General features: G+C 69.9%; 10 protein-coding genes. 6 read left to right on the top strand and 4 right to left on the bottom strand.

Annotated elements, in window-relative coordinates; translation table 11 throughout:
• The first annotated feature begins 42 nt into the window (after positions 1-42).
• Entirely contained in the window at positions 43-264 is a 222-nt protein-coding gene (locus tag Leucomu_RS07720) for a DUF7455 domain-containing protein (RefSeq protein WP_017882537.1), read from the top strand.
• A gap of 81 nt (positions 265-345) precedes the next feature.
• Here the strand turns inward: Leucomu_RS07720 and Leucomu_RS07715 are convergent, their stop codons facing one another.
• Together Leucomu_RS07715 and Leucomu_RS07710 are read right to left on the bottom strand one after the other, a co-directional pair.
• A complete protein-coding gene (locus Leucomu_RS07715; RefSeq protein WP_017882538.1) occupies positions 346-1,647 on the bottom strand; it encodes an RNA polymerase sigma factor in 1,302 nt (433 codons plus the stop codon).
• A 183-nt stretch (positions 1,648-1,830) separates the two neighbouring features.
• The gene (locus tag Leucomu_RS07710) at positions 1,831-2,811 is read right to left on the bottom strand and encodes a proteasome assembly chaperone family protein (protein ID WP_128386850.1); all 981 of its coding nucleotides are present in this window, start codon (positions 2,809-2,811) and stop codon (positions 1,831-1,833) included.
• Positions 2,812-2,994: 183 nt separating this feature from the next.
• Here Leucomu_RS07710 and lpdA point away from each other — a divergent pair, with 183 nt between their 5' ends.
• Both lpdA and sucB read left to right on the top strand, forming a co-directional pair.
• Complete coding sequence (gene lpdA, locus Leucomu_RS07705) at positions 2,995-4,368, top strand: dihydrolipoyl dehydrogenase (RefSeq protein ID WP_128386849.1); 1,374 nt, start codon at positions 2,995-2,997, stop codon at positions 4,366-4,368.
• A gap of 43 nt (positions 4,369-4,411) precedes the next feature.
• Positions 4,412-6,205 carry a 2-oxoglutarate dehydrogenase, E2 component, dihydrolipoamide succinyltransferase gene (gene sucB, locus Leucomu_RS07700; RefSeq protein WP_017882541.1) on the top strand — a complete coding sequence of 598 codons (1,794 nt, stop codon included), beginning with the start codon at positions 4,412-4,414 and terminating at the stop codon, positions 6,203-6,205.
• A 33-nt stretch (positions 6,206-6,238) separates the two neighbouring features.
• Here the strand turns inward: sucB and Leucomu_RS07695 are convergent, their stop codons facing one another.
• Positions 6,239-6,454 carry a hypothetical protein gene (locus Leucomu_RS07695; protein ID WP_017882542.1) on the bottom strand — a complete coding sequence of 72 codons (216 nt, stop codon included), beginning with the start codon at positions 6,452-6,454 and terminating at the stop codon, positions 6,239-6,241.
• Between the two features lie 394 nt (positions 6,455-6,848).
• Between Leucomu_RS07695 and Leucomu_RS07690 the strand changes: the two genes are divergently transcribed.
• From Leucomu_RS07690 to glnA, 3 genes are all read left to right on the top strand, one after another.
• The gene (locus Leucomu_RS07690) at positions 6,849-7,538 is read left to right on the top strand and encodes a DUF4191 domain-containing protein (RefSeq protein ID WP_017882543.1); all 690 of its coding nucleotides are present in this window, start codon (positions 6,849-6,851) and stop codon (positions 7,536-7,538) included.
• A gap of 5 nt (positions 7,539-7,543) precedes the next feature.
• Positions 7,544-7,975, top strand: a complete 432-nt coding sequence (locus Leucomu_RS07685) for an RDD family protein (protein ID WP_017882544.1) — start codon at positions 7,544-7,546, stop codon at positions 7,973-7,975.
• A gap of 145 nt (positions 7,976-8,120) precedes the next feature.
• Entirely contained in the window at positions 8,121-9,545 is a 1,425-nt protein-coding gene (gene glnA / locus Leucomu_RS07680; RefSeq protein ID WP_017882545.1) for a type I glutamate--ammonia ligase, read from the top strand.
• A 403-nt stretch (positions 9,546-9,948) separates the two neighbouring features.
• On the opposite strand, the gene Leucomu_RS07675 is transcribed toward glnA, so the two are convergent.
• A complete protein-coding gene (locus Leucomu_RS07675; RefSeq protein ID WP_128386848.1) occupies positions 9,949-12,996 on the bottom strand; it encodes a bifunctional [glutamine synthetase] adenylyltransferase/[glutamine synthetase]-adenylyl-L-tyrosine phosphorylase in 3,048 nt (1,015 codons plus the stop codon).
• Between the last annotated feature and the right edge of the window lie 12 nt (positions 12,997-13,008).

Genomic DNA, 13,008 nt, shown 5'->3' with positions numbered 1-13,008 from the left:
GGATAGAGGTGTATCGATTGATCGGACGAACGGGAGGATGCCATGACGACGCTCGAGCAGGATCGTGCGACCGAGGTCGAGGCAGCGGATCGCCCGCTCAGCGCTCTGGACCGCTGCGACAGTTGCGGCGCCCAGGCATATGTGCGAGTGATGCTGAACGGCAGCGAACTGCTGTTCTGCGCTCACCACGCCCACAAGCACGAGGCGAAGCTGCGCCCGATGGCCGAGGTGTGGCACGACGAGAGCCACCGCCTGGGGGCCTGAGCTTCCCCGCAGAACTGAGAAGCGCCGCCCCTCGAAGCATTTCGAGGGGCGGCGCTTCTGTCGTGAGCGGGGCCGCGCGGCCTACTCCAGGTAGTCCCGCAGCTGCTGCGACCGCGAGGGGTGGCGCAGCTTCGCCATCGTCTTCGACTCGATCTGGCGGATGCGCTCACGGGTCACGCCGAAGGTGTCGCCGATCTGGTCGAGCGTCTTCGGCATGCCGTCGCCCAGGCCGAAGCGCATGCGGATCACACCCGCCTCGCGCTCCGAGAGGGAGTCGAGCAGCTGCTCGAGCTGCTGCTGCAGCATCGTGAAGCCCACCGCGTCGGCCGGCACGACCGCCTCGGTGTCCTCGATGAGGTCGCCGAACTCGCTGTCGCCGTCTTCACCGAGCGGCGTGTGCAGCGAGATCGGCTCGCGGCCGTACTTCTGCACCTCGACGACCTTCTCGGGGGTCATGTCGAGCTCGCGGCTCAGCTCTTCCGGGGTGGGCTCGCGGCCCAGATCCTGCAGCATCTGCCGCTGCACCCGGGCGAGCTTGTTGATGACCTCGACCATGTGCACGGGGATGCGGATGGTGCGCGCCTGATCGGCCATCGCGCGGGTGATGGCCTGACGGATCCACCAGGTGGCGTAGGTGGAGAACTTGAAGCCCTTGGTGTAGTCGAACTTCTCGACAGCGCGGATGAGGCCGAGGTTGCCCTCCTGGATCAGGTCGAGGAACTGCATGCCGCGGCCGGTGTAGCGCTTGGCGAGCGAGACCACCAGGCGCAGGTTCGCGCCGAGCAGGTGGCTCTTCGCGCGCTGACCGTCGCGAGCGACCCACTTGAGCTCGCGCACGAGCTTCTTCGGCAGGTTCTTCTCGGTGGCGAGCTTCTCCTCTGCGAAGAGGCCGGCCTCGATGCGCATCGCGAGCTCGACCTCCTCTGCGGCGTTGAGCAGAGCGACCTTGCCGATCTGCTTGAGGTAGTCCTTCACGGGGTCGGCCGTCGCACCCGGGATCGCGGTGGTGACCGTGGGCACGTCCTCTTCGTCGGAGGCCTTGAGCACGATCGCACCGGTGGGGAGCGGCTCGGTCACCGCGGGCGCGGGCTTCTCCTCCTCCGCCGCCTCGGGGGTCTCCTCCTCGGACTCGGAGTCGACCTCGTCGAGGAGGTCGTCCTTCTTCTTCGCGGCGCGACGAGTGGCCGGCTTCTTGGCGGCGGCCGTCGTCTTCTTCGCCGCGGTCGTCTTCTTCGCGGTGGTGCTCTTCTTCGCGGCGGCCTTCTTCGGCGCCGCGGTCTCGGCGGTCTCCTCCGCCGCGGCGACCTGCTCGGCCGCCTCGGAATCCTTCTTCGCCGCCTTCGCGGACGTCGCACGAGTCCTGGTCGTGGATGCAGTTGCCACGCAGCCGCCTCTCTGTCTGGTGTCTCCGCCGGAGCCGTCGATGGCATCGACGAGTGCTCACAGCATGAAAACCCATGTCAAGCCCGTTGTATTCCCTCGGAGGGGGAAACGCTGGATTGAATGGGTTACGACCTCTATTATTGCATGCCGCGCGACCCCGGGCTGACCGTCGCCCGCGCGGGCTCAGACAGCGCCGTCGGCGCCGTTCTCGTCGTCTGCGGCGTTCTCGGCGTCGCCGCCGTTCTCGGCACCCGTTCCGGAGCCCGGCTGCCGCTCGGCGAGGAAGCGCTCGAGCTCGCTGGCGAGCTGCTCGGCGGTGGGAATCATGCCGTCCTCGCCGATGAGGGGCGACCGGATCGTCTGATCGTCCATGTACGCGTCGTAGCGCTCCTCGAGCGTGCGGACCATCTCGACGGACTCGTGATTCGCCGCGATCTGCTCGTCGACCTGCGTCATGAAGCGGCGGGAGGCGTCCCGCACCGAGTCGGTCGCGAGGATGAGGCCGGTCGCGGACATGATGCCGTCGAGCGCCGCGTAGAGCGCCTCGGGGTACTCGGTGTTCGCCAGATAGTGAGGGATCAGCAGCGCGAAGCCGACGACCTCCTCCCCCAGGCTGTGCAGGCGGTACTCGAGCACATGGGCGGCGGAGGCCGAGAGCCTGGTGGTGGGGCGCCAGACCGAGCGCTCCTCGATGAGGTCGTCGCGCGTGCCGCTCACCGTCATCGATACCGGCCGGGTGTGCGGCACCGGCATCGGAAGCGCGTGCGACCAGACCGTGGTCGAGACCTCGAACTCGTGCACGAGCATCAGCACCGCGTCGATGAACTGCTCCCAGCGGAAGTCGGGCTCATGGCCGCTGAGCAGCAGGAAGGGTTTGCCGAGCTCGTCGTGCACGAGGCTCAGCAGCAGTTCCTCGGGTGAGTAGTCGATCAGGTGGTCTTCGTCGAAGGTGATGACGGGGCGGCGGGCGCGGTAGTCGAGCAGCAGATCGGCGTTGAAGCGCAGCAGTTCCTCGGGCTCGTAGCGATTCCAGAGGTACTCCTCGAGCTGCGAGATCGCCCCGCCCGCGTCCGTCAGCCCCTGCATGGCGACGACGAGCGGAAGCCCGCGGGGGACCCGCGCGCGTCGCTCGGCGTAGTCTGCGGAGAAGATCGGATCGGTCACACGTCCATCCTACGAAGGCGGGCACGCTGCGCGCCTGTTCCCCGTCACGCCCATAGCGAACCCGCCTGCGGAGCGCAACGGCCCGCCGTGCGGCGCCTGGCCGGGTGTAGGCTGGACTCAGTGCGCCCGACACCACCAACGGGCCGCCGAGACACATTGCGAACACCCCGAGGGAGATCCCACTTGGCCGATCAGCAGTTTGACATCGTCGTTCTGGGCGGCGGCAGCGCCGGCTACGCAGCCGCCATCCGGGCGAAGCAGCTCGGCTTCAGCGCCGCCGTCATCGAGAAGGACAAGCTCGGCGGCACCTGCCTGCACCGCGGCTGCGTGCCCACCAAGGCGCTGCTCCACTCGGCCGAGATCGCCGACGTGGCCCGCGAGGGCGAGGCGTACGGCGTGCTGTCGAGCGTCTCCGGCGTCGACATCGCCGGCGTGACCCGCTTCCGCGAGAACCTCGTGGCCGGCAAGTTCAAGGGCCTGCAGGGGCTGCTCAAGGCGAACGGCATCACCGTCATCGCGGGCGAGGGCCGTCTGGTCTCCCCCACGACCGTGCAGGTGGGCGACGACCGTGTGATCGGCAAGCACGTCGTGCTCGCGACCGGCTCCTACTCCCGCTCGCTGCCGGGTCTCGAGATCGGCGGCCGCGTGATCGCGAGCGAGCAGGCGCTCGAGCTTCAGGAGATCCCGAAGCGGGTCCTGATCCTCGGCGGCGGCGTGATCGGCGTCGAGTTCGCGAGCGTGTGGCGCTCCTTCGGCGCCGAGGTGACCATCGTCGAGGGCCTGCCCCACCTGGTCCCCAACGAAGAGGAGTCGGTCTCGAAGCAGCTCGAGCGCGCTTTCCGCAAGCGGGGTATCGACTTCAAGGTCGGCGTGCGATTCAAGTCGGTCTCGCAGGACGCGAGCGGCGTGACGGTGTCGCTCGAAGACGGCACCGAGCTGTCCGCCGACTACCTGCTCGTGGCGGTCGGCCGCGGCCCCGCCACCCAGGGGCTCGGCTTCGAGGAGGTCGGGGTCGAGATGGATCGCGGCTTCGTGCTCACCGATGAGCGCCTGGCGACCAACGTGCCGGGCGTCTACGCCATCGGCGACATCGTGCCCGGTCTGCAGCTCGCGCACCGCGGTTACCAGCAGGGCATCTTCGTCGCCGAGCAGATCGCGGGCCTGAACCCCGTCGTCGTGCAGGACGTCAACATCCCGAAGATCACCTACTGCGACCCCGAGATCGCGTCGGTCGGCCTCACCGAGGCGAAGGCCAAGGAGCAGTTCGGCGCCGACAACGTCAGCAGCTACGAGTACAACCTCGCGGGCAACGCGAAGAGTTCGATCCTCGGCACCGCGGGCACGGTGAAGGCGGTGCGCGTCAACGACGGCCCCGTCGTCGGCGTGCACATGATCGGCGCCCGCGTCGGCGAGCTGGTCGGCGAGGCGCAGCTCATCGTCAACTGGGAGGCCTACCCCGAGGACGTGGCGCCCTTCGTCCACGGGCACCCGACCCAGAACGAGACCATCGGCGAGACCATGCTGAAGCTCGCGGGCAAGCCGCTGCACGCCATCTGAGCGCGGCTGACAGACTTCAACGAACGAAACGGAGAAATGCACGATGAGTGAATCGGTGGTCCTCCCCGCACTGGGCGAGAGCGTGACCGAGGGTACGGTGACCCGCTGGCTGAAGAACGTCGGCGACACCGTCGAGGTCGACGAGCCCCTGCTCGAGGTGTCGACCGATAAGGTCGACACCGAGATCCCGTCGCCCGTCGCGGGTGTGGTCGAGGAGATCCTGGTGCAGGAGGACGAGACCGCCGAGGTGGGCGCCGTGCTCGCGCGCGTCGGCGACGGCAGCGGCTCGTCCGCTCCGAGCGAGACTCCGGCATCCGAGGCTCCCGCCGCCGAGGCCGCCCCGGCCGAGCAGCCGGCCCCTGCCGCCGAGCAGCCGGCTCCCGAGCAGCCCCAGGCCGCCGCCCAGCCCGCCGCGGCTCAGCAGGAGGCTCCGGCCGGTGCGAGTTCGGACGCGCAGGACGTCGTGCTGCCCTCCCTCGGCGAGAGCATCACCGAGGGCACGGTGACCCGCTGGCTGAAGAACGTCGGCGACACCGTCGAGGTCGACGAGCCCCTGCTCGAGGTCTCGACCGACAAGGTCGACACCGAGGTGCCCTCCCCGATCGCCGGTGTGCTGCAGCAGATCGCTGTGCAGGAAGACGACACCGTCGAGGTCGGCGGTGTGCTCGCCCGCATCGGCAGCGGTGAGGCTCCCGCGACTCAGGCCGCACCCGAGCCCGCAGCTCAGGCGGCACCCGAGCCCGCGGCTCAGGCCGCGCCCGAGCCCGCGAAGGCCGAACAGCCGGCCGCCGCCGAGCAGCCCGCGGCTGCCGAGGCCCCCGCCCCCGCCGCCGAGACCACGCAGCCCGAGGCGGCGCCCGCCGCTCCCCCGGCCGCGCCCACTCAGCAGCCCGCCGCTCCGGCGCAGCCCGCCGCCGAGCAGCCGGCTCCGTCGTCCGGGTACATCACCCCGATCGTGCGCAAGCTCGCCCACGATACCGGTGTCGACCTCTCGAAGGTCACGGGCACCGGCGTCGGAGGTCGCATCCGCAAGGAGGACGTGCTCGCCGCCGCCGAGACTGCGAAGAGCGCCGCGCCCGCAGCTGCGGCCCCCGCCGCGGCTGCGGCCGTCGAGGTCTCCGAGCTGCGCGGCACCACGCAGAAGATGAGCCGTCTGCGCAAGGTGATCTCGGAGCGGGCCGTCGCGTCGCTGCAGAACACCGCGCAGCTCACCACCGTGGTCGAGGTCGATGTGACCCGCGTGGCGCAGCTGCGTCAGGCCAAGAAAGACGAGTTCCTGCAGAAGACCGGCTCGAAGCTGTCCTTCCTGCCGTTCTTCGCCCTGGCCGCCGCCGAGGCGCTGCGCACCTACCCGATCATCAACGCGACCGTCGACGGCGACTCGATCGTCTACCCCGACACCGAGAACATCAGCATCGCGGTCGACACCGAGCGAGGCCTGCTGACGCCGGTGCTGCGCGAGGCGGGCGAGAAGAACCTCGCCCAGATCGCGGGCGAGATCGCCGATCTGGCCGAGCGCACCCGCGACAACAAGCTCACCCCCGACGAGCTGAGCGGCGGTACCTTCACGCTCACGAACACCGGCTCGCGCGGCGCGCTCTTCGACACGCCGCTCGTGTTCCTGCCGCAGTCGGCGATTCTCGGCACCGGTGCGGTCGTGAAGAAGCCGATGGTGATCTCGGGACCGGAGGGCGACGCGATCGCCGTGCGCTCCACGGTCTACCTGGCGCTCTCCTACGACCACCGCATCGTCGACGGCGCCGACGCCGCGCGCTTCCTCACCCAGGTGAAGCAGCGGCTCGAGGCGGGCGACTTCGAGGGCAATCTCGGCATCTGAGCCGACTCGAATCCAGCGCGGGCCGCGGCCACCTCATCGGTGGCCGCGGCCCGCGTCGTCGTCCGGGGCGCTCCGCGTCGCCGGGGTGATCCTGCTGCGCAGCGCATAGCAGGCGGCCTCGCTCGCGAGCTGCGCGCTCCAGCGGCCGCCCCGTTCGATCTCCGAGGAGGCCTCTTCGAGCGCCTCGAGCAGCAGCCCCGCGGCCCCAACGGTGTCCCAGCAGCGCAGCGCGCGCTCGAGCCCGTGCATCGTCAGCCCCAGGGCTCGGCAGCCGCGATCGTGCGCGTGGCGTCGGCCCCGGCGATCACCGCGAGGGTCGGCGCAGTCGCCCTTCGTGCGCAGCTCGATGCCGGCGAGGCAAACCCGTTCCGCCCTTGCCGCGAAAGCGGCGGCCGCCCCGATCCGGCCAGTGCGCCGTCCTCTGGTTCCCATCACGCTCCCGTCCGAGCCGCCGATCGGCGGCTCCGGCTCGACACCAGTCTGCGGTACGATCCGCACGATCGGCCCGGGTCGTTCGCAACCGTGGAGAACTTCGCAGAAAGCCGCGGATCCCTCGCGCTGTGAGCGAACATGCGCTGCTTCGTGGGCATGGAAGCGCGGTGCGCGGTTCGAGTGCGCCGCCAGAGCCGATATCCTAGGTGTCATGGCAGAAGAGAAGGCGAAGCGCAACGGTCGCATCCGGCAGATGGTGGAGATCTACAAGACCACCAAGGTTCACGACCGCAACCTCCCCTGGGCGCTCCTGCTGTGCTTCATCGCTCCCGTCGCCGTCTCGGTGCTGCTCGCCTGGCTGCTGCCGGGAGGCTGGTTCGGCTGGGTGATCTGGCCGGTCACGGGCGTGCTCGTCGGCATTCTGCTCGTCATGATCGTGCTCGGTCGCCGAGCCGAGCGCATGGCCTATCAGCAGATCGAGGGCCGCCCCGGCGCCGTGGGCGCCGTAGTGCAGGGCGCTCTGCGGCGCTCGTGGCGCGGCTCCGAGGTGCCGGTGGCGATGAACCGCAACCAGGACGCCGTGTACCGGGTCGTAGGCCGCGGCGGCGTCGTGCTGATCTCCGAGGGCTCGCGCCAGCGCACCGAGCGCATGGCGGCCGACGAAGAGCGCAAGATCAAGCGCGCACTGCGCAACATCGAGGTCGTGCACCTCTACGTGGGCCCCGACGGCGACGGCGTGCCGCTCCCGAAGCTCTCGAAGACCCTGCTGCGGCTCAAGCCGAAGCTCAACCGCAACGAGGTGGCGGCCGTCTACAACCGGCTCTCCTCGCTGCAGGCCGCTCCCGTCGGCATCCCGAAGGGCATGGATCCCAACCGCGTCCGCCCGCAGCGTCCACGCTGATCCCGATGGCTGCTCCCTCTGCGCCGCAGCGCTTCGGCGACCTCGAGCCCAGCAAGTGGCCAGGCGAGCGCCTCGGCCTGCCCGAGTCCGGCCCCCACTCGGTCGCCCGGCTCGGCAGGCGCGCGCTCGCGATCCTCATCGATTGGGGACTCGCGGCACTGCCCGCCTACCTGCTCATCGGAGGCGCCCACCCCGAGTGGTGGAACTACCTGATCTTCGCGGTGATGCAGAGCGTCTTCATCCCCACCATCGGCGGCTCGATCGGGCACCGGCTGCTCGGCCTCCGCGTGGTGCCCATCGCCGGCGGCTGGGTCGGCCCCTGGCGGCCCGCGGTGCGCACCCTGCTGCTGTGCCTCGTGATCCCGGTGCTGGTCTGGGATTCCGACCAGCGCGGCTTCCATGACAAGATCGCCGGAACGGTGCTGATCCGTGCCTGATCCGGCGATGCACCGGGCGCGTGCAGGCGTAACACCCGTGAAACATCGGAATCACGGTTTTGAAATCAGGCTCGCATAGGCTGGTAACAAGCAATCGGGCCGAGCCGTCGTGAGAGCACGGGCCGATCTGACCACGAGGAGCAGTATGTTCACCACCCCCCAAGAAGTGATCGACTTCATCAAGGAGACCGACGTCAAGTTCGTCGACATCCGCTTCGTCGACCTGCCCGGCGTGCAGCAGCACTTCAACATCCCGGCTGCCACGGTCGATCTCGACTTCTTCGAGGTCGGTCAGATGTTCGACGGCTCCTCGATCCGCGGCTTCGCCGGCATCGCCGAGTCCGACATGCAGCTCATCCCGGACGTCAGCACCGCCTACATCGACCAGTTCCGCGCCGAGCGCACGCTCATCCTGATCTGTGACATCTTCAACCCCCGCACGGGCGAGATCTACTCGAAGGATCCGCGCCAGATCGCGAAGAAGGCCGAGCAGTACCTCGCCTCGACCGGCATCGCCGATACCGCGTTCTTCGCCCCGGAGGCCGAGTTCTACATCCTCGACTCGGTGCGTCACGAGACCACCCCGCGCCGCACCTTCTTCGAGATCGACTCCGAAGAGGCCGGCTGGAACTCCGCTCGCAACGACGAGGGCGGCAACCTGGGCCACCACACCCCGGCGAAGGGCGGCTACTTCCCCGTCTCGCCCGTCGACAAGCAGGCGGACCTGCGCGACGACATTTCGCTGCGCCTCATCGAGGCCGGTCTCGAGCTCGAGCGCTCGCACCACGAGGTCGGCGCCCCGGGGCAGGCCGAGATCAACTACCGCTTCGACACGCTCGTGAAGGCCGCCGACGACGTGCTGAAATTCAAGTACATCGTCAAGAACACCGCCGAGCTGTGGGGCAAGACCGCCACCTTCATGCCGAAGCCGGTCTTCGGCGACAACGGTTCGGGCATGCACACCCACATGTCGCTCTGGAAGGGCGGCGAGCCGCTGTTCTACGACGAGAACGGCTACGCGCAGCTCTCCGACATCGCCCGCTGGTACATCGGCGGCATCCTGCACCACGCGCCCGCGCTGCTGGCTTTCACCAACCCCACGATCAACAGCTACCGCCGTCTGGTCAAGGGCTACGAGGCCCCGGTCAACCTGGCCTACTCGGCGGGCAACCGCTCGGCCGCCGTGCGCATCCCGCTCACCGGCTCGAACCCGAAGGCGAAGCGCATCGAGTTCCGCGCCCCCGACGCCTCGGGCAACCCCTACCTCGCCTTCGCTGCGCAGATGATGGCGGGGCTCGACGGCATCCGCAACCGCATCGAGCCGATGGAGCCGATCGACAAGGATCTCTACGAGCTGCCCCCCGAGGAGGCGAAGAGCATTCCCCAGGTGCCCGGCTCGCTCGACGAGGCGCTCGACGCGCTCGAGGCGAACCACCAGTTCCTGCTCGAGGGCGGCGTGTTCACCGAGGAGGTCATCCAGACCTGGATCGACTACAAGCGCGAGAACGAGATCCTGCCGATGGCGGTGCGGGTGCACCCCTTCGAGTACGAGCTCTACTACGGGGTGTAATCCGCGTTGAGGCGACGAGAGCCCCCGACGACCTGTCGTCCGGGGGCTCTCGTGCTTCCGGAGCGGGTGCGACGGCGCAGGCGACGGCTCGCGGACGCTGTCCGGGTCTCTTCCCGCCCGTGCTCCGCCGCAGCTCTGCTCCTCCGAGACGACGCAAGCCCCGACCGGGCGGTCGGGGCTTGCGTCGTTCATGTCGGGCGACGACGATGTCGCGAGCGGGCGGCGGCGCCCTTGCCGATCAGGATTCGAGTTCGTCTTCGAACTCAGCACCGTCTTCGGCGAGGAGAGCCTCGAGGAATGACTGTAGGTACTGCATAACAATCAGATTACGCTTGGGTGACCTCGCGCGCTAGCCCCTTGCGTAAACATCGTTCGCATGTTTCGTAGCGTGACGGTGAACGGATCAGGGAAGCGGAAAGCGCACGTCCTGCTCGGCGTAGCCGAAGAACTCCCGCTCGAAGACGGCGCGCGCGCGACGCGAGACGGCGAACCACCGCTCCTCGAGCTCGAAGGTGCGTCCGCGCGGCAGGTCGAGCACCCCGGCGATGCCGTCGAGGTCGGTACGATCGACCGGTAGCGAATCCGAGGAACGGCCCGTCCACAGCTTCAGCGCCGAGCGCACGCGGCTCGCGAAGCGCCACGAGTCTGCGAGGTGGTCGGCCTCGTGCGGGCCGAGCAGCTCGAGCTCGTTGGCGGCCTCGAGCGCGCGCAGCGTCGAGACGGTGCGCAGCTCGGGGTGGCGCTGCCCTTCGCGCAGCTGCAGCAGCTGCACGAGCCACTCGACGTCGCTGATGCCCCCCGGGCCCAGCTTCAGGTGGCGACGGGGATCGGCGCCCTGCGGCAGCCGCTCGGCCTCGACCCGGGCCTTGATGCGCCGTACCTCGCGCACCTCGTTCTCGCCGAAGGACGCGGGATACCGGATCTCGTCGGCGAGCTCGATGAAGTCTGCGCCGAGGGCGGCGTCTCCCCCGACGGCTCGCGCGCGCAGCAGCGCCTGGGCCTCCCACGTCACCGACCACCGCTGGTAGTAGGAGCGGTAGGCGTCGAGGCTGCGGGCGAGCGGCCCGTTCTTGCCCTCGGGCCGCAGATCGAAGTCGAGGTCGACGGGGAACCGCGGATCCGAGACGAGACGGCGCAGCTCCGAGATCAGCCGCACCGCCTCACGGGACGCACGATCCGCGGCCACGGTGCCGGGGGCCCGGAACACGGCGATGAGATCGATGTCCGAGGCGAACCCCAGCTCGCCGCCGCCGTAACGGCCCATGCCGATGAGCGCGAGCTCGATCGGATCGCCCTCCCACTTCACGACCGCGTCGAGGCGGATCGCGGTGAGCAGCGCGTCGAGCAGCGCGGTGTGCGCAGCGTCGAGGCCGGCCGCCACCTCGGCCTCGCCGATCACCCCGGTGATGCGCCCCATCGCGAGCCGCAGCACCTCTCGCCGGTGCACCGTGCGCAGCGCCGCGGCCGCCGCCTCGGCGCCGTCGCGACGCGATGACATCGAGCGCATCTCGGCGAACAGCTGCTCGCGGCTCATGGGGCGCAGCTGCTCGTCGCGCTCGAGCCAGGCCACAGACTCGGGCAGCGACTCGAGCAACTCGGCCGCGAAGCGCGAGCACGACAGCACGCGCGTGAGCCGCTCGGCCGCCTCGGTGCCGTCGCGCAGCAGGCGCAGGTACCAGGGGGTCTCGCTGTTCGCCTCGCTGACGCGCCTGAACGCGAGCAGCCCGTAGTCGGGGTCGGTGCCCTCGGCCAGCCACTGCAGCAGCACCGGCATGAGGTTGCGCTGGATGCGCGCCCGCCGCGACGTGCCGCGGGTGAGCGCCGCGAGGTGGCGCATCGCTCCGTCGGGATCGCGGAAGCCGATGCTGACGAGACGCGCGCGCGCCTCGTCGCTGCCGAGCACCAGCTCCTCCTCCGGAAGCGCCGCGACCGCGCTGAGCAGCGGGGCGTAGAAGATCTTGAGATGCAGTTCGCGCACCTCGCGTTTCGTGCGCTCCCAGCTCTCGAGCAGCAGCCCGCCGTTGTCGGCGAGCCCGGTGGCGCGCGCGAGCACGCGCAGCGCCTCCTCGTCGGTGGGCATGATCGCGGTGCGGCGCAGTTCGCGCAGCTGGAGCCGGTGCTCGAGCACGCGCAGGAAGCGGTAGTCGGCCGCCAGCCGCTCGCCGTCGCCGCGGGCGACGTACCCGCCGTCGACGAGGGCGCGCAGCGACGGCAGCGTGCCGCGCAGGTGCAGGCGGTCGTCGTACTGGCCGTGCACGAGCTGCAGCAGCTGCACGCTGAACTCGATGTCGCGCAGCCCGCCGGGGCCCAGCTTGAGCTGCACCTCGAGTTCGTCGTCGGCGATGTGCTCGGTGACGCGCTGGCGCATGCGCTGCACCGAGCCCACGAAGTCCTCGCGCGATGATGAGGCCCACACGAGGTCGCGCGTGCGCTCCACGAACTCGCCGCCGAGGTGCAAATCGCCGGCGAGCGGGCGGGCCTTCAGCAGGGCCTGGAACTCCCAGGCCTTCGCCCAGCGCTCGTAGTAGCTGAGCATGGAACCGAGGGTGCGCACGAGGGCGCCGTGCCGGCCCTCCGGGCGCAGGTTCGCGTCGAGCTGCCAGAGCGGCGGTTCGAAGGCGGGGTCGTGAATCCCCCGCATCGTCTCGCTTGCGAGCCGGGTGCCGACGCGGATCAGCGCATCGCCGTCGAGCGCATCGTCGTCGGCGCTCGCGACGATGAAGACGACGTCGACGTCGGAGACCACGTTGAGCTCTTCCGCGCCGCACTTGCCCATGGCCACGACGGCGAGCTGCGCGGCGGCGACGCGCTCCGAGGGCACGGGCGGGCCCGAGCATCCCGCGACCAGCGTGGCGCGCGCGACTGCGAGGGAAGCCTCGATCGCCGCCCCGGCGAGCGCGGAGAGCGAGAGCGCGACCTCCTCGAACGCCTCGGCGGCCTCGCCCTTCCTCGAGCGTCGCAGATCGAAGAGCATCAGCTCCGAGAGTAGTTCGCGATAGCGCACCCGCAGGGCGTTCCAGCCGCTCTCGCCGGTGAGCGCGGCACTCGGGGCGGCAGCGTCTGCGCCGTCGTCTCGCACCGCGTCGAGCAGGGCCGCGCGGGCCTCGTCGGCGTGGATCGCGCGCCCACCGGTCTCGAGGATGCCGACGAGCCGTTCGGGGCGCCGCGCGAAGAAGTCGCCGAGTGCGGGCGAGGCGCCGATGAGCAGGCAGAGCCGACGCAGCAGGCGAGGATCGAGGGCGCGGGCGCGCTCGGGGTGGGATTCCGCGAGGTGCCGGATGCGGATCAGTGCCGCGTCGGGGTCGGCGGCGCCGGAGAACGCTCGCAGCAGCTCGTCGACGCCGATCTCGAGGCTGCGGGCGAGCTCATGCAGCGCGTCGCGCGACTCGGAAAGGTCTTGGAAGCCGGCGCGCGCCACATCCGCGAGGCGCAGCTCGGTCTGATCGGCCACCCTGGAGCGCCT

Origin of the sequence: Leucobacter muris, from assembly GCF_004028235.1 — a bacterium.
Classification (GTDB): domain Bacteria; phylum Actinomycetota; class Actinomycetes; order Actinomycetales; family Microbacteriaceae; genus Leucobacter; species Leucobacter muris.
Note: the sequence above shows the minus strand (reverse complement) of the source record. Positions and strands in the feature narration are given on the sequence as shown.